Raw genomic sequence first — 17463 nt, 5'->3', positions numbered from 1 at the left:
ATGATGAAAGTAACTAACTGAAACGGAGGTGGAAAGAGATGAAAAATGCTGTTTTGATGCGCGGATTCTGGATGGACTATACGTATATCGTCCGTGCAATTTTTGCTGGTTTTGCGAACAACGGGAGAAGTCTGCCCTTTTTTAGCAATTCCATAGCAAACTAAACAGTGAAACATCTCTTATCCACAAATAATGTATGGATGAAAGAGGGCTTTCCGCTCTCTTTTTTTCGTACACATTTTTCGTGCCATGGGATTTTCCCATGGTTTTTTTGTATATAAAAAACTCCGGAGGTTGGTTAAATAATGATTACTTTAAGCGTAAATTCCATTAGCAAAATGTTTGGTGGGAACACCATTTTTGAAAACTTATCACTAGAAATTCATGAAGGAGATCGTGTCGGGCTTGTTGGTCGAAATGGGAGTGGGAAAACAACTCTTTTTAAGCTTTTAGCCGGGGAAGAAATTCCGGATAGTGGTCAAATTCATTGGAGAAAAGGGACAACGATCGGTTACTTGAAACAAATCCCTGTTTTCCAAATTGACATAACTGCCTTGGACGTGTTAAAAACCGCATTTGCAGCATTGGTAGAGATGGAGAAGCAAATGAAAGAGCTTGAGGTGAAGATGGCGAGTCCAAGTCTCTCTGCAGAGGAGCTTGAAAGAAGCGTAGAAAAATACGGACAGTTACAGGATCAATACACCCTGCTAGGCGGATACGAAATGGATGCCAATATTGACCGTATTTCCAATGGCCTTTCCATTCAACATCTCTTAGATAAATCGTTTCAGTCACTGAGCGGAGGCGAGAAAACGAAGATTGGCTTAGCGCAGCTTCTGTTACAACACCCGGATCTATTATTACTGGATGAACCAACGAATCATTTAGATTTGATGTCAGTAGAGTGGTTAGGACAGTTTTTAAAAGAGTATAAAGGTACGGTTGTTATTGTGTCTCATGACCGATTCTTTCTCGATGATGTGGTGACAAAAATGCTTGATTTAGAGGACGGGGAGATTACCTTGTATATCGGGAATTACTCAGTCTTTGTGAAGGAGAAGGAGGAGCGTCTTTTAAAGGAATTTCAGGCATACGAAGAACAACAAAAAAAGATTAAGAAAATGAAAGAAGCCATTAAAAGATTACGGGAGTGGGCGAATCGTGCAAATCCGCCGAATGAGGGGCTTCATAAGCGTGCGCGTAATATGGAAAGAGCGCTTGAGAGAATGGAGAAGCTGGATCGGCCGATACTGAATCGTAAAAAGATGAATCTGGAGATGGAGGTAGCAGACCGAAGTGGCAAGGATGTGGTGGTCATGAAGGAAGTAAATAAATCATTCGGAGAACAAGTTTTATTTCAGGATGCCCATCTCCACATTCAGTTTCGTGAAAGGGTCGCGATGGTTGGTGAAAATGGAACGGGAAAATCTACGCTTATTAAAATGCTTCTGAAGCAGGAACAGGCTGATAGCGGAGAAGTGAAGCTTGGAAGTAATGTGAAAGTCGGCTATCTTTCTCAGCATATTTTTCCTGATAAGAAGGACGAAACGGTGATTGACTTATTCCGAGAGGAAATAAAGGTAACAGAAGGAGAAGCTAGACATATTCTCGCACGTTTTCTGTTCTATGGTCACAGCGTGTTTCGCAAAGTATCTCAGCTAAGCGGTGGGGAAAGAATGCGGCTTCGTCTGGCGCAGATGATGTATCAGGATTTAAATTTTCTTATTCTTGATGAGCCTACCAATCACTTAGATATTGAATCCCGTGAAGTTCTTGAGGAAGCGTTAGAAGAATTTAATGGAACGATCCTCGCTGTATCACATGATCGATACTTTTTAGATAAGCTCTTTAACCGCATCTATTGGATCAAAGACAAAAAACTGTATTATTTCGCAGGTGGTTACCAATGGGCGAGACAAAAGCTTTTAGAGATGCAGCCTCAAAAAATAGAAACACCAGGCACCTCCAAAAAAACGAGGGTGACAGACACCGTTAAAAAGGCTAGTACGGTGACGATAGAAGAAATTGAGAGCAGGATAGAAAAAGTGGAAGCCCATTTAAAAGAATTAAACGAAAAGCTTCAGTTGGAAGAGGAGCTCTCTATGATTCAAGAGCTTTACAGTGAAAAAGAAACTCTTGAAGGTCATGTAGAAGAACTTTATTCTCAACTAGAGGAGTTAGCATAGGAAGAGTATTGTGGTTTCGAGTGAATAAGTATAAATTGTCATAGAAAATAGCGTGAGTATTCACGCTATTTTTCTTTTAAACAAAGGATTTTAAGTTTAGTTGTGGCAATCGAAAGGATACACTGACTGTCAAATTGTACACTTGTAAGCATTTAACTATCTGATTCATACTACCAAAGGTAATTTCTTTTTATCCTGTCCGAATACACCAGCATTCGGACTCCCAAGTGCAAATACCGCCAAGTCCTGTTCAAATCCTTTATCCCAAGCAATCCCCTGCGATTGCCTGCTTTTTTTGACCCTAAATTTCGACCACCAAAGTAATTAATTAAAATATTCTTAGAACTTGTCTCATATAGTGTATGGTGAAAGCTATTAAATGTAAGGAGAGACAGCATGAGTGCATTTATGAAAGGAACTTTATTGTTGGTTGTCGCCACCTTTATGGGTGAGTGTGTAGAGTTTATTGCGAATATGGTACTAGCTAAGGAGTTAGGGGAGCATGGACTTGGCTTATATATGCAAATTTTGCCGACCATTTTTCTGATTATTATGCTGGCAAGCTTTGAGATGCCGGTTTCGATTTCTAAGTTTATTGCGGAAAAAGATGCCCGCTATCACCAAAGCATGCTTCAGCATGTGATTAAGCTAACAATTATTTTCACTTCTGTCTTACTTGCTGCTGTCACAATCATTCTCCCGTATATATCGACATTTGACACGTATCATCCGCTCTTGCGCTGGCTCGTTATCCTACTGATCCCGATGATTTCATTCTCTTCCATCGCTCGTGGGTATTTTATGGGAAAACAGCAAATGAGCAAGATTGCATCTACTCAGCTCGTTCGAAAGCTCGTACAGCTTGGTTTGCTTGTCTTTCTCTTCCAATTGTTCGAATTCCAAACGGATACAGCAATTCTGATTGCCTTTTGTACCTTTGTAGGGAGCGAGTTTGTTATCGTCTTCTATTTAATTCATACGTTTTTTATTCAGTATCATGAGCTAAAAAGAAGACCGAGAGAGGCTCTCCCTAATCAAGAGGTAAGAAAGAGCTTGATGGCCGTCTCCATCCCAACAACGGGACTTCGGATCTTTCATTCGCTCACACATGCAGTTCAACCCTTCATTATAAAAATTGCTCTGGTCCATGCAGGGGTGAGTGAGCAAGCGGCAACCGAACAATTTGGAATGCTCACTGGGGTAGCGATGACGATTGGGTTTTTCCCAGCCTTTATTGGGCATTCTTTGTTGATTATGCTGATACCCACTGTTTCCAAAGCATATGCAATCGGAGACTTTAACCGGCTTCAACGACTGTTACAGCAGGTACTAAAAGGAACAGCCTTATATGGAATTCCAGCTATGCTTGTTTGTTACTTCTTCGCTGAGCCACTTACCAGTATGTTTTTTAAATCGTCGGTCGCTTCTGGATATTTACAGATTCTTTGGCCGTACTTCTTGCTTCATTTCTTTGTCATACCGATGCAGGCGTACTTGATTGGTCTCGGTCTGATGAAGGATGCGTTTTACCATACCGTATGGTCATCGATTATCCAGTTTACCATTATGTACGTGCTTGGCTCACTCCGCGAATTTCAGATGGAGGGAATCCTCATAGGTCTGAATACAGGAGCTTTGTTATTAACCCTTATGCACTATTTAACTATTTGTAAAAAAATCGGACTCTCCCATTTTTCCCTCAAAAAATTAGCCGAAGAAAACCGTTAAAGGATTTTGCTTTTCTTGCTAGAATAAATGAGTGAGAGGGGGAAGGGGAAATGGAAGAAAAGGTGTTAAGAGGGCATCATCTCCTCTGTGTTCATGGTTTCAGAGGAATGGGGTATAGCCCAGCATTTGTTGAAAAAATGACAGAAATTGTAGGAAGAGTTAGAAATGATCATGATGATTTTATGATAAAAACGGTCGCTGCCTTTGATGACGCATGCATGGCCTGCCCTCATCGCGGGAACACAAAGTGTGAGGCTAGCGAGGGATCAAATGAGCATGTTTTGTCCATGGATGAAAAAGTATTATCTCATTTAGGACTTGAAAAAGAGAAGTCGTACTTGAAGTCACAACTAGTTGCCTTAACAGCTTCCAAAGTAACTCCCGATGATTTGGATCATCTATGTAAAGGATGTTCTTGGCTACCTTACGGGGTTTGCAAAGAAGGAATAGAAGAGCTCCGAAAAAAATAATTTTTTTCTACTAAAATTATCGTAGAAAAAAGTAGAGCTTTGCGTCAATTTGTTTAATCATGTCAAAAGGACTCGAAAAATAAACGTTGAATGCGTTTGCTAAAACTAGTTATTGATGGTAAGATGTAAGAGAATTATTTTTGTTCGGTATGTAAGAAACTACTTCTTTATATCAATGAGAGCAAGGATAGTATTATAGGTGTCAAGGCACTAGGAGGTAACTCGCAATGGAAAAAGGTAAAGTAAAATGGTTTAACGCAGAAAAAGGTTTTGGATTCATCGAGCGCGAAGGTGGAGACGATGTATTCGTTCACTTCTCAGCTATCCAAGGCGAAGGCTTCAAGACTTTAGAAGAAGGTCAAGAAGTTACTTTTGACGTAGAACAAGGACAACGTGGAGCACAAGCTGCTAACGTAAACAAAGCTTAATTTAAGCTTAAAAAAAAGACTCTTTATGAGTCTTTTTTTGTTTCTATTTTTTTGCCAACTCTTTTAAATTTTCAACAATACCTACTTGATAGGGTGTTTTTGGAATAGGGCCAATGAGCGATTCATACTTAGTAGCATCAAGGATGACGGGAGTTTCATTTAAATACATCATCTCTGTCACTTCTCTCATAGATGGATTAAATAGACCGAGAGCGGCGATCATTCGTCGGCCAATCGGTTTTACCTTCAGCGGTTTATCAAGAAAATGAGAGGCAATTTTCGCGATTTCTTCTCCAGAAATCGTACCCGCACCAGAAATATTCCAATCCTGATGGTAACATTCCTCCCTCAAAGCAAGTTCGACAAGGGCTTTTGCACCGTCCTTCGTATAAATAAATTCACGTTGAAGGGTCGTGTCTCCAACATAGCCAGCCGATTGTTTTTTCAGCATTTGCTTAAAGGTGTATTGAAGGATAGTGCTCTCCGCTTTAGGTCCATAAAAATCAGGGAAGTAGGCAATCATGTAGGGAACATTAGATGTTTGAATGATGTTTTGGATCTGTAAGCGAATATTTCCTTTTTTCGTATGTGGATGTCTAGAGGTATGTTCAGAAACAGGTGATGATTGTCTGCCGTAAGAATAAATATTATCGACGTAAATGAGTGGTTTCTTGTGTTTGGCACACTGAGTAAGGATGGCATCAAGAATCTGAAATAGGCCAGGATTCCACTTTTCATAAGGAATATTAATAGAGTGAAATACAAGATCAACATCTTTAACTGCCTCGCTTACATGTTGTTCATTCAATACGTCGCCGACCAAGGTCTTTGCTAAAGGACCCCAATCCTGTTTGTAAAGAGCTAGTTTTTCAGAAGAACGTGCAAAGGCAATCGTTTCTATCCCTCTAGTAACAAGTTCTTCTACTAAAGCAAATCCCATCCCACCAGTTGCACCTAATACCAATGCTTTTTTCATATAAAATCTCTCCTTATATATTTATTGACCACTGTTCAATAAAGCGTAAAAATAAAAGGCTCTTGCCCTTCATTTTTATTTTAAAGCTTTTAATAGAAACTCCACATGCGATTGAGCTAGTATCTTCACGTCCTCAAAGGTGGTTTCAGTTCGGCAATAATGCGTCACAAACCCGTGGATCCCAATAAATAAAGACCAAATATCCTTTGGTGAAAGTGGCTTGGTTGCAAGATGAGCAACTGCATTGGCAAAGTGTAAATAGCTTTTATTAGGAGCCTCAAGCAGATATCCTTTAATTTCATCATCCTTGATTAGAAACATCACTTCATATTGAGGCTGATGGGTTAAGCCAAAACGGATATACTCGAAAAGGATCGAATAGAGTTTCTCTTCATTAGAGTTAGTTGGAGTGGAAAGCACATCCTCAAGTACTTGATCAAGAGTAAGGAAATCTTGAGTAACAATCTCATAAAACAGTTCCGCTTTATTTTTAAAATGATAGTAAATGGCCCCGTGGCTACATCCAAGCTTAGTAGCTAGCTTCCTCATGGAAAAAGAGGGATAGCCGCTAGTTACAAATAATTCACGAGCGACATCGATGATAGTTGCCTTTGTTAGTTCGTCTTGTGCAGATTTTCTTGGAGACAATGGTTTCACCTCATTAATTGAACACTGGTCAATTAAATAATACATTCATTTCCTAATGTTGGCAAGTGATTTTGTTGAAGGTTGAAAAAATCGTAAGAAGGGAAGATAATGGTAGCATACTAAAGGCAAAGGAGAGACACAATGATACGCTTTGGTGTAGTAGGAACAAACTGGATTACAGAATCATTTTTACAGGCGGCAAATGAACTGCCTAATTTTCAATTAACATCCGTTTATTCACGGTCAGAAGAGAAGGCAAAGGAATTCGGGGGCAAATACGAGGCTACGCATTTATTTACAAGTCTAGAGGAAATGGCCAAAAGTGAACATATTGATGCTGTGTATATTGCAAGTCCAAACTCCTTTCATGCAGAACAAGCGATTTTATTTTTAAAGCATGGAAAGCATGTTCTTTGTGAAAAAGCCATTGCCTCGAACAAAGCTGAATTGGAGCAAATGATCCAGACAGCAAAGGACAACCATGTACTTTTAATGGAAGCATTAAAATCTACCTTTGTACCAAACTTTGCTGTAATTAAGGAGAATCTGGAGAAAATCGGTCAGGTGCGTCGCGTATTTGCAAGCTATTGCCAGTATTCTTCTCGCTATGATGCGTATCGAAGTGGGACGATTTTAAATGCATTTGATCCTACTTTCTCAAATGGGGCATTAATGGACATTGGTGTGTATTGTATTTATCCAGTTGTGGCGTTATTCGGTAAGCCTTTATCTGTTAAAGCATCTGGTGTCCTGTTGGAATCTGGCGTGGATGGAGAAGGAAGTATTCTTTTAACTTATAAAAATATGGATGCTGTGTTGATGTACTCGAAGATCACGAACTCTTCCATTCCTTCTGAAATTCAAGGGGAAGACGGAAATCTGGTGATTGATAAAGTGAACACACCAGAAAAGGTCGTACTTGAATACCGAAATGGAGAAAAAGTAGACCTATCCGTTCCGCAAAAAGTAGAATCTATGTATTATGAAGCGAAGGAATTCATTGAACTGATTGAAAAAGGTGAGACTGAATCAACCATTAATACATACGAAAACTCCTTGGTGACAATGGAAATTATGGATGAAGTACGCAAGCAAATTGGTGTAAAATTCCCTGCGGATAATAAGGGGTTGTTATAACCAACAAAAAAACGGGCCATTTCATGTTTATGAGCTGGTCCGTTTTTCGTTGTTATTCTTCACTATTGTGTTGGTGATGTGGTCCGCGGTCGGATCCGCCGTGTGGTCCCCTGAAAATAAAGCCATTCTCTTCAAGCATTTTGTAATGCTCTTCGAAACGCTGAATCATTTTTTCGGCTTTTTCCTTTGGGATCACGCCAAATTCTACGTATTTTTGAATCAGTTGCTTTTTCTGTTCCAAAATACCTTTATGTAGTTTAGCAAGCTCTGCCTTTTGAGCGTCAGTTAGCTTTACCTCTTGGGTGTTATTAGCATCTTCAGGTTTCTCCACCTCTTGGGTGTTATTAGCATCTTCAGGTTTCTCCACCTCTTGGGTGTTATTAGCATCTTCAGGTTTCTCCACCTCAGCAAAAGAAGATGTGGCACCAAAAATGGACATAGAAAGCAAGCATGTCGCCATGATTCCAACAAATTTCTTCATCAGTATTCCCTCCTTTCCTAAACTCGTAGGTTAATTTTTCCTAATCTCGCTGTAAATATGCACCAAAAAACAAGTGGAATAAAAAACCGTTGACACTTTTACAGAAATTCACTATAGTAACGATGACATATTCATATTCCCGTGTATCGGGAGAGGTTCATAGCGAACAAAACCCTCTATAAAAAACTATGGCTTTGATGATTACTATCAACCATATCCAATGAGGATATGGTTTTATTTTTTCAGTCAAGGTTATGTTTTCTATGCCTCTTTTCGTTGTTGAACACGGTTCATATTAAAAGGAGGTTCTTTTCATGAGTGGAAGAAAAGATGAAGAATTAGAAGGTGTGACTTTATTAGGAAATCAAGGGACGAAGTACTTGTTCGAGTATTCTCCTAGCATTCTAGAGGCGTTTGATAACAAGCACCCGAATCGTGATTATTTTGTAAAATTTAATTGTCCAGAGTTTACAAGTCTTTGTCCAAAAACAGGTCAGCCGGACTTTGCAACGATCTACATCAGCTATATACCTGATCAGAAAATGGTAGAAAGCAAGTCACTGAAACTATATTTGTTCAGCTTTAGAAATCATGGTGACTTTCATGAAGACTGCATGAACATTATCATGAACGATTTAATTGAATTAATGGATCCGCGCTATATTGAAGTATGGGGGAAATTTACTCCAAGAGGCGGAATTTCAATTGATCCGTACACCAATTATGGCAAGCCAGGCACGAAATACGAAGAAATGGCACATTATCGCTTAATGAACCATGACTTAAATCCAGAAACAATTGATAATCGCTAAAGATTAACAAGGTAGCAGAGATGAAAATCTCTGCTTTTTGCCATTTTTCTTATGGAACTGGAACGGTAGAGAAAAGGCTGATTTCCGCTCCAGGCGCTTGCTTTCCGGGGGGCGTTCGTCGAGCCTCCTCATCGCTTCGCTCTTGCAGGTTCTCGACTGTAACGCTGATCCCCCAGGAGTCAAGCACCTTCCGCTCCAATCAGCAGTTTCGCTTTTAAAGATTGGTTACTTGTTAAATAAAGTTCCTAAGTCATTGTCAAGCACCTTGCCAAGTCAGCTTGCCAGGTCTTTAAATTCATAGCAACAATCGTAAAACCTTTGCATGGACAACCTTTTTAGACTCGTAAATATTTAATGAATCGATACTTGGACAAAAGAGCCCGGTATATAAGATTTCAGCCAAGGGAAGATGAATGAAAAATTAATTTCTTACTTAAGTTTTATTGATTGAAACGGAGGGTGGCGACTCCTGCGGGAAAAGCGGGAAAGTCGAGACCCTGGACTGAGCATAGCGAGGGAAGCGGCTCGGCCCCGCCCGCGGAAAGCGTCCGCCCGGAGTGGAAATCTAACAGGACTGTTTTTCCTGTATTTTATTTTTTTTTCTAAAAATTCGACATAATCCTTCAAATTTCTTCAACCTGTGACGATATAAAAGAAAAAAACATCGTTGGGGTGAAGGCATGTTCAAGAAAATACAAACGAAAATCATGCTAACGGTCAGTATCCTTATAGCTATTACGTTACTAGTTGTATCGACTGTTACGTTCTTTAAAACAAAGGATGAAATGTTGACTAGCGTGAGTTCGAGCTCAAGTGCTCAAGTCGATAGCTTGAAAAGCAATATTGACTTATATTTACATTTTTATGGAAGTTCGGTTGACCGCTATAGTAAAGATAGCCGAATTATTGATTACTTAAAGCAAGTGAAAGCGAACGAGCAAACGGGCTTAAGCACTTATTGGCCTATCGTTGACAAAGACTTTCAAGAGTTTATGAATCTTAATAAAAATGCTGCAACCATTTATGTTGGAGCAGAAACGAAGCAATTTACAACTACCCCTGTGATTGACCTACCGGCAGATTTTGATCCAACAGGAAGACCTTGGTACACAGCTGCAGTTGAATCATCAGGTAAAACAATCTGGACGGATCCATATGAGGATGCGAGCTCAGGCGAATATATCGTAACGGTAGCACAGTCTGTAGTTGATCCAGTAACGAAGGAAACTCTTGGGGTTGTTGGGATGGACCTGAGCCTAGCAGGACTATCAGGAATCATCAAAGAGACAAAAGTAGGCTATAATGGATATTCCCTATTATTAGATCAAAGCGGAATAGCTTTAGTTCATCCAAAGGATCAAGGAAAAGATGTTAGTAAAAAAGCTTATTTTTCTCCAGTGAATAGTGGAGAAAAAGGGGCAACCTCGTATACAGAAGGTAAAACAGATTACGAGCTCTACTACCAGACCCTTGATCAAACCGGCTGGAAGGTCGGTATGGTTTATGAGACGAAAAACGTATTAGAAAGTGCCAAAAGCCTTCAAGATGCGATCCTCATCATTGCAGCGATTGCCATTATTATAGGTCTTGTGATTACCTATTTCCTGTCAAAAAGTATTGCAAAACCAATCACTCTATTAAACCAGCAAGTTCAAGAGGTAGCTGCAGGAGATTTAACGATTCATGTGGAAAGCAAATCAAAGGATGAAACAGGTCAATTAACCGATCATTTTAACATCATGGTTGAAAACATGCGTGAGCTGATAGCTTCCGTAGAAAAATCGGTAGACAGTGTAAATGACTCAGCTTCTAACTTAACAGCCGTATCAGAAGAAACCATTGCTGCAAGTGAAGAAGTAGCAAGAGCGACCGGAGAGATTGCCGCAGGTGCGTATCAGCAAGCACAGGATGCTGAGGGAGCAAACCAAAAGGCAATCGGTTTATCCACTCAAATCGAAAAAGTAAAAGATAATGTTGATGAAATGACTGGTTTGTCCAAGCAAGCTGAAGTCACGAATGCAAAAGGCTTGGAGCAAATGAACTTCTTAAGACAACGAGCTGTAGAAAGCGATGAAGTCATTAAGAATGTTGGCGCAGTTATAAATAATCTAGATTCAAAAGTAAAGGAAATTGAAAAGGTTATTCACTCGATTACAGAGATTTCAGATCAGACAAATCTCCTTGCTTTAAATGCAAGTATTGAGGCAGCTAGAGCGGGTGAAAGTGGAAAAGGATTTGCTGTTGTTGCTGATGAGGTAAGAAAGCTCGCCGAGCAATCAGCGAAAGCAGCACATCAAGTAAAACAAACGATCTCAAGCATTGAAAAAGAAACCAAGCATGTTGTGAAGGAAATGGAGCAAACAGTAGCCATTTCAGAACTACAAAGCAAAGCGGTTGGCCAAACAGAGGTAGCATTTAATGATATTTCTCAAACGATTAACGCAATTGTCTCTTCCATCGGATCAATCAGAATAGATATCGACCATATCAATGATTTAAAGGATGATGTGGTAGCTTCTATTCAAAGTATTGCTTCCGTGGCGGAGCACTCTGCAGTCGCTTCAGACAAGGTAAGTGAATCGACTGAGGAGCAGGTGCGTGCGCTCGATTCGGTTACACAATCAGCTATTGAGTTAAACGAATCTAGTTCACAGCTTGCTGAAATGATTAAGAGATTTAAAATATAGCAATCGACCGGTAGGATAAGTTCCTGCCGGTTTTTTTGATATTGAGGGTGGTATTGGTTTTCTTTTATCTGCACAATATGTTAAAAGAAGAGAGGGATTATATGAAGGAGCATATAATAGAGGTTCTTCAGCAAATGGAGAGAGAATATAATGTTAAAGTATTGTACGCATGCGAGTCGGGAAGTCGGGCTTGGGGATTTCCTTCCGTGGAAAGTGATTATGATGTGAGATTTCTGTATGTACATACAAAGGAATGGTATTTGTCCATTGATCAAGGAAGAGATGTTATTGAAGTGCCATCAAAAGACTCCCTTTCTATACCCGTCCATCCGTTATTAGACATGAGTGGATGGGAGTTAACGAAAGCTTTAAGATTGTACAGAAAATCGAACCCGCCATTTTTCGAGTGGCTTCATGCTGATTTGGTCTACTATGAAAAATATTCTACTCTTGAAAAGTTGTTAGCCTTAGAACATAAGGTGTTTTCACCTGTAACCTGTCTATATCATTATGTTAGTATGGCGAAAAGAAACTTCCGTTCGTACCTTTTAGGAGAAGAGGTACATCATAAGAAATACTTTACGGTTCTTCGTCCTTTGTTAGCAGGGAAGTGGATTACATCGAACCACACCTTTCCACCCAATGAGTTTGAAATTCTTGTTCAGGAACTGGTACCTGAAGGTCATGTAAGGCAATCGATTGAAGAACTTATCGCTCAAAAAAGAGTGCGAGCAGAGCACTCAATTAAGTTAGAACCATCCATTCGTGTGCTTAACAACTACCTTCAACAAGAGATTGAACATATGGAAAGCATGATGAAGATCATGAAGGCAAGTGAGAAAGACACATCAACACCTTTACTTAATGAGATCTTTAGAGAGTTAGTAGAGCGGGCTTGGCAGTAATTTCGTCCACTCTAAATAGGAAATCTCAGCATATCCTCCTCCAACAGGATAAAACTAGTCTATAATATAAGTTAGAATAACAATGGAGTGATACGAATTGGCGAAAGTAAAAGCAAAGAGCAAGAGTGGAGTAGGAAAAGGTACGGGGAAAAAAGGCTGGACGCGTTGGCAGGCTGGAGCCAAAAAAGCGAAGAATGCAAAACCATATAAAAGTAAAGGTGTAAAGCATGGCCCTAGTTCAGGTGTGGAGAAAGGAACTTCAGATCAAGCGGATAAATAAATAGGTGATGGGGAGAGGTTGAAGATGGATGAGAGATACCCGATTGGGACGTTTCAGGTAGAGGGAGACATCAATAGAACATTAACACTTCACTGGATTGAGGAAATCGCAAGCTTGCCTAAAAAGCTAAGAGAAGCTGTTTCTGCCTTAAGTAATGAACAGCTAGATGCCCCTTACCGTGAGGGAGGTTGGACAATTCGGCAGGTGGTGCACCATATTGCAGATAGCCATATGAACGCATATATACGTTTTAAGCTGGCTTTGACTGAAGACAGTCCAGTCATTAAGCCTTACGAGGAAGCGAGATGGGCGGAGTTAGAAGATTCGAAGCTACCGGTTGAAGTGTCTTTAACACTTATTGAGGCTGTTCACACAAGATTGGTTACACTATTAAAAGAAGTAAGTGATAAAGAATTGAAACGAACCTTTGTACATCCAGATTCAGGTATCGTGTCAGTGGAGAAAAATATTGGTTTGTACGCATGGCACGGAAATCATCATCTTGCACATATTACAAATGCAAAGCTGTAGTTCTCATAGGGAGTGCTGTGCGTTTCCTTTAACAAAAAGGGGTACTAATCCTGCTTGGATCAGTACCCCTTTTTCTCTACACAATCTGTCCATCGCTCATTTTAATGATATGATCAGCATAAGTTAACATTTCTTCATCATGGGTAACCATTAAGGTCGTGATGTTTAGCGTTTTAGTTAAATCTCGGATTAACGACAAAACCTCTTTAGACCTTTTTGAATCTAAGCTTGCCGTCGGTTCGTCTGCGAAGAGAACTTTAGGTTTATGGATGATTGCACGAGCAATGGCAACCCGTTGTTTTTCCCCGCCCGATAAGGAGGACGGATAAGCATGTCTTCGATGTTCCATTCCAACTAATTTTAGAAGGTTGGTAATCTCACTTTTTTGTTCAAATTTCTTAGTTTTCGAATCAGAAACCTCCAGCATCAGTAACAGTTGTTCTTCAATTGTAAGAAAAGGAACGAGATGTGCAAATTGAAAAACGAACCCAAATTTACTTGCTCGTATTTTCCGGACTTGTTCTGAACTCATGGTAGTCATATTTTTGCCTTCAAATCGTACTCGTCCATCTGATGCGGGTTGAAGCCCTGCTGCTATGGTAAGGAGTGTACTTTTCCCAGAACCTGATGCACCTACTAATGCGGTTATCTCACCTTCTCTAAGCGATAGGTTTATTCCTTTTAGTACTTCTTCATGCACTTCTCCATTAGTAAATGTTTTTCGAACTTCTTCCATAGTAAAGATGGCCATCCTAAATCTCTCCTTGTTGAATCGCTTGTAATGGTGCTACTTTTTTAATTTGTATACCTGATAGCGTAGCTCCCAAAAATCCAATCATTATGAAAACAAACGACAATTGCAAAGTTGTTTCAGTAGATAAGCTAAAAGGCATTCCATTTGGTGCAATCAAATTAAAGACTTGACTAAGCGTAACAGATAGAACAAGTGCAATGATCGTAATAAACAACATCTGTGTCCACATCATGTGAAACAAGGTGCTCGTTTTTACCCCTATCGCTTTTAAAATACCGTATAGACCTATTTTTTGAACGTTCATCATGTAGAAAAAGATAGCAAACAGCATTCCACTAATTACCACTAAGAACCATATAATCATATTTAAAGACGTTTGTTCTGCACTGTAACTCGGAATGGTTTGGAGGAATTCCTTATTTGAAAAAGATTGTAATCCAGTGAATTCCTGTGATGAGTCTCCTCCTGGTATGAAAACCAACTGCATGTCTTCCACTCGGTACATCTCTTTGTAATCCTCTATATTTATATAAGCCACAGGGGCATGACTATATTTCTTTTGGTCTACAAAACCTTTAATCACAAACTTGCCACTATACTGATTATTTGTTAAGGTATCTCCCACCTGGATACCTGCTTCCTCGAATGTGCGATCAAGTACGATTTCCCCGCGATTCACATGTTTAAACAATTTGGAGTTAGTAGATGTAACAAAAGCAACGCTGTGATGCTTATCCTTCTCATCATTTAAAAAGCCCATTTGTATGGAGAGTGCAACAGCATCCTTTTGTTCATGTAATATTTGGTCTTGCATACTACGGTCGATTCTCGATAGATTATAAGTTTCCTCTGCATCTGTATTCATATAAAATTGTCCGTTTGGCAAGTCTTTAATTAATGCAGCATTATCTTGTGATAATCCATTGGCCAAACCAGAAATCATAAATGTTAACAAACTAATTAGAAAAACGATGGAACCTAATATGAAAAACTTTACTTTATTTTTTTTCATTTCTTTCCATGCCATGTTCATGTAATCTCCTCCCATCTCTTTTGACATCCATAGTCTATCGTTTTTATATGAACGGAGGATGAATAACAAGTTACAAATTTTTTGGGAGCATACTTTACAAAAAAAAGTGTCAGACATCACCAGTGGGTAATGCCTGACACAATCGAAAGATCATACTAACTTATAGGTAATTCAACAACAAAAGTGGTCCCTTCATTTTCTTTACTATTTACATGAATAGAACCACCATGCAGTTTAACAATTGTAGCTACTATCGAGAGGCCAAGTCCTGTCCCATCCACAGAACGCGTGCGTGCGATATCTGCCCGATAAAAGCGGTCGAAGATCCTCTCTACTTCCTTATGATTCAATCCTATTCCTGTATCTTCAAAGATTACCCATATCGAGTTGTCTCTTTCTTCAATCAATATCTCAATACTGCCATCAGCTTTATTATACTTCATGGCATTTGTTAACAAATTATCCCATACTGTATTCAATAAAGAGGGGTCACCGATGATTTCGGTATCTGGCAAGGAATAGCCAAGCATCATCCCTTTTTCATTTATTACCCATTGATAATTTCGGACCAGTTCCTTTATCTGCAGTGCCACATTGAATGGTCTTTTCTTCAAAATATCTTCATCGCGATCTAAGGAGGCAAGAAGTAATAATTGTTTAGTTAACCTAGAAAGACGACTAATTTCACCATTTATGACAGAGATATATTGTGTTTTCTCTTTATTACTCAGGGATTCCTTTTCCAATAGATTGGTATACCCTTTTATATTAGATAGTGGTGATTGTATATCATGAGAAATGTTTGATATGAATTCCTTTCTCATCTCATCCAATTGTTCTAATTTACGCGACATTTGTAAGAAACTATGAGAGAGTTCTCCTAATTCATCACGACGATCAATATCAAGTTCCACATTAAAGTTTCCAGTTGATAATGACTTTGTGGCAACGGTTAATTTAGAGATCGGTTTCACTAAATATTTCGTACTGATCACTACCATCACGATGCTTAAAATAATCATTAAGGCAAGAAGCCAGCCGAATAAAATATGCATCTCATTAAAAAGAAGCTTAATATCAGGTCTAATAAAAAGAGCGTAATTCATTCCATTATGAGTCAATGGGACACCAATCGTATTCTTTAATTCATTTGCAAAAAAACCTGTCACAAACGTTTTTTTGGGAAATTGACGAATTCCATGATAAATATCACCATGAAATACTTGCTCAATAGTGGAAGCAGAAAGAGTTTTTTCTCTAAATGGTGCTCCATAATAAGATTCCCTTCCAGAAGAATCTACTAAGTACATTTGATATCCAATGGCAGAAAGGTTTTCTAAGTACTCCTTGAAATGGACATTCGGATGTTCTTCAACAAATGCAGCGATCTCTAGGGCAATTACTGTGTTTTTTTGATCATTAGAAGGTTTTAACTTTTGCTGATAATAAGTATTAGAGATAAAAAAAGCGAGTATTCCACTAAAAATCATAATACCAATGGTAATCACAACAAATTTCACATAAAGAGATTTCATCACCGTTTTGTCTCCAATAAATATCCAATTCCACGCACAGTCTTAATTTGAAAATCCTCAGTCAATTTTGAAAAACGTTCCCTTAACCTTTTTATATGAACATCTACCGTTCGTTCATCTCCTTCATAATCCAAACCCCAAATATGTTCTATGAGATGATCTCGGGAAAATACTTGCTTAGGACTTGAAATTAAAAAATACAATAGCTCGAACTCCTTTAAGGGTAGTAGGATCGTGCGACTACCAATTTGAACTTCATAGCTTTTTTTATTTATGATCGTATCTCCTACACGAATAATCGATCCATCCGATTGTTTGTCATAACGCCGAAGCAAAGCCTTAATACGGAAGAGTAGTTCTCTCGGTTCAAAAGGCTTAACAAGATAATCATCGGTCCCAGAATGAAAACCTTGTTCCTTATCCTCAATTTGATTTTTAGCTGTTAAAAGGATGATAGGAATATCATGCTTATTTCGAATCTCTTTCGTTAAGGCATAACCGTCCATATATGGCATCATCACATCAACAACGGCTAAATCACATGTTATCTGACTTAAGATCCTTAAAGCTTGTATACCATCCTGAGCTTCGAATACTTGGTACCCAGCCTCCGATAGCTGAACATCGAGAAGCTTTAAAATATTGATGTCATCATCAACAATTAGAATGTTGGTCATTTGAGATACTCCTATGCAATTAATCATCTTCTTATAAGCTTAGGGTACCTTACTTGTCTTTATTTTTACAGAGCTGGGTGTGGATTTGGGTAAATTTTCAATTTTATATGAAAAAGATTCTCATTTAGGTTGACACTATTTCTCTATAAATATAAGATAGATCTTGTGATAATGATTCTCATTATTAGATACTTG

18 protein-coding genes are annotated in these 17463 nt (G+C 38.9%); 11 read left to right on the top strand and 7 right to left on the bottom strand.

Annotated elements, in window-relative coordinates; all coding sequences use genetic code 11:
* Positions 1-38: 38 nt before the first annotated feature.
* From M3175_RS24990 to M3175_RS19355, 5 genes are all read left to right on the top strand, one after another.
* On the top strand, positions 39-164 hold the full coding sequence (locus M3175_RS24990; protein WP_306663969.1) for an RAxF-45 family protein: 126 nt from the start codon (positions 39-41) through the stop codon (positions 162-164).
* A gap of 141 nt (positions 165-305) precedes the next feature.
* Positions 306-2186 carry a ribosomal protection-like ABC-F family protein gene (gene abc-f / locus M3175_RS19370; protein ID WP_285852359.1) on the top strand — a complete coding sequence of 627 codons (1881 nt, stop codon included), beginning with the start codon at positions 306-308 and terminating at the stop codon, positions 2184-2186.
* Between the two features lie 396 nt (positions 2187-2582).
* Complete coding sequence (locus M3175_RS19365) at positions 2583-3914, top strand: polysaccharide biosynthesis protein (protein ID WP_251522617.1); 1332 nt, start codon at positions 2583-2585, stop codon at positions 3912-3914.
* 50 nt (positions 3915-3964) lie between these two features.
* Entirely contained in the window at positions 3965-4384 is a 420-nt protein-coding gene (locus M3175_RS19360) for a DUF1284 domain-containing protein (protein WP_251522615.1), read from the top strand.
* A gap of 227 nt (positions 4385-4611) precedes the next feature.
* Positions 4612-4812, top strand: coding sequence for a cold-shock protein (locus M3175_RS19355; RefSeq protein ID WP_066052591.1), 201 nt, complete (start codon positions 4612-4614; stop codon positions 4810-4812).
* A 43-nt stretch (positions 4813-4855) separates the two neighbouring features.
* On the opposite strand, the gene M3175_RS19350 is transcribed toward M3175_RS19355, so the two are convergent.
* Both M3175_RS19350 and M3175_RS19345 read right to left on the bottom strand, forming a co-directional pair.
* Positions 4856-5788: an SDR family NAD(P)-dependent oxidoreductase gene (locus M3175_RS19350; RefSeq protein WP_251522613.1), complete on the bottom strand. Its 933-nt coding sequence runs from the start codon at positions 5786-5788 to the stop codon at positions 4856-4858.
* Positions 5789-5863: 75 nt separating this feature from the next.
* Positions 5864-6436: a TetR/AcrR family transcriptional regulator gene (locus M3175_RS19345; protein ID WP_251522611.1), complete on the bottom strand. Its 573-nt coding sequence runs from the start codon at positions 6434-6436 to the stop codon at positions 5864-5866.
* Between the two features lie 141 nt (positions 6437-6577).
* Here M3175_RS19345 and M3175_RS19340 point away from each other — a divergent pair, with 141 nt between their 5' ends.
* A complete protein-coding gene (locus tag M3175_RS19340) occupies positions 6578-7573 on the top strand; it encodes a Gfo/Idh/MocA family protein (RefSeq protein WP_251522609.1) in 996 nt (331 codons plus the stop codon).
* Positions 7574-7625: 52 nt separating this feature from the next.
* Here the strand turns inward: M3175_RS19340 and M3175_RS19335 are convergent, their stop codons facing one another.
* A complete protein-coding gene (locus M3175_RS19335) occupies positions 7626-8054 on the bottom strand; it encodes a YckD family protein (protein ID WP_251522607.1) in 429 nt (142 codons plus the stop codon).
* A 314-nt stretch (positions 8055-8368) separates the two neighbouring features.
* Here M3175_RS19335 and queF point away from each other — a divergent pair, with 314 nt between their 5' ends.
* From queF to M3175_RS19310, 5 genes are all read left to right on the top strand, one after another.
* Positions 8369-8866 carry a preQ(1) synthase gene (gene queF, locus M3175_RS19330; protein ID WP_119706693.1) on the top strand — a complete coding sequence of 166 codons (498 nt, stop codon included), beginning with the start codon at positions 8369-8371 and terminating at the stop codon, positions 8864-8866.
* Positions 8867-9546: 680 nt separating this feature from the next.
* A complete protein-coding gene (locus tag M3175_RS19325; RefSeq protein ID WP_251522605.1) occupies positions 9547-11553 on the top strand; it encodes a methyl-accepting chemotaxis protein in 2007 nt (668 codons plus the stop codon).
* 101 nt (positions 11554-11654) lie between these two features.
* Entirely contained in the window at positions 11655-12458 is an 804-nt protein-coding gene (locus M3175_RS19320; protein WP_251522603.1) for a nucleotidyltransferase domain-containing protein, read from the top strand.
* A gap of 97 nt (positions 12459-12555) precedes the next feature.
* Positions 12556-12738: a DUF3934 family protein gene (locus tag M3175_RS19315; RefSeq protein ID WP_251522601.1), complete on the top strand. Its 183-nt coding sequence runs from the start codon at positions 12556-12558 to the stop codon at positions 12736-12738.
* A gap of 24 nt (positions 12739-12762) precedes the next feature.
* A complete protein-coding gene (locus M3175_RS19310; protein WP_251522599.1) occupies positions 12763-13269 on the top strand; it encodes a YfiT family bacillithiol transferase in 507 nt (168 codons plus the stop codon).
* 76 nt (positions 13270-13345) lie between these two features.
* On the opposite strand, the gene M3175_RS19305 is transcribed toward M3175_RS19310, so the two are convergent.
* The 4 genes from M3175_RS19305 to M3175_RS19290 form a co-directional block, all read right to left on the bottom strand.
* A complete protein-coding gene (locus tag M3175_RS19305; protein ID WP_251522597.1) occupies positions 13346-14020 on the bottom strand; it encodes an ABC transporter ATP-binding protein in 675 nt (224 codons plus the stop codon).
* A gap of 1 nt (position 14021) precedes the next feature.
* Positions 14022-15056 (bottom strand): ABC transporter permease, encoded by a 1035-nt coding sequence (locus M3175_RS19300; RefSeq protein WP_251522595.1) that lies wholly within the window; start codon positions 15054-15056, stop codon positions 14022-14024.
* A 155-nt stretch (positions 15057-15211) separates the two neighbouring features.
* On the bottom strand, positions 15212-16591 hold the full coding sequence (locus M3175_RS19295) for a sensor histidine kinase (RefSeq protein WP_251522813.1): 1380 nt from the start codon (positions 16589-16591) through the stop codon (positions 15212-15214).
* On the bottom strand, positions 16591-17268 hold the full coding sequence (locus tag M3175_RS19290) for a response regulator transcription factor (RefSeq protein WP_251522593.1): 678 nt from the start codon (positions 17266-17268) through the stop codon (positions 16591-16593). The genes M3175_RS19295 and M3175_RS19290 overlap by 1 nt, the downstream gene beginning before the upstream one ends.
* Positions 17269-17463: the final 195 nt, after the last annotated feature.

This window comes from Robertmurraya korlensis (assembly GCF_023715225.1).
Lineage (GTDB): Bacteria > Bacillota > Bacilli > Bacillales > Cytobacillaceae > Robertmurraya_A.
Note: the sequence above shows the minus strand (reverse complement) of the source record. Positions and strands in the feature narration are given on the sequence as shown.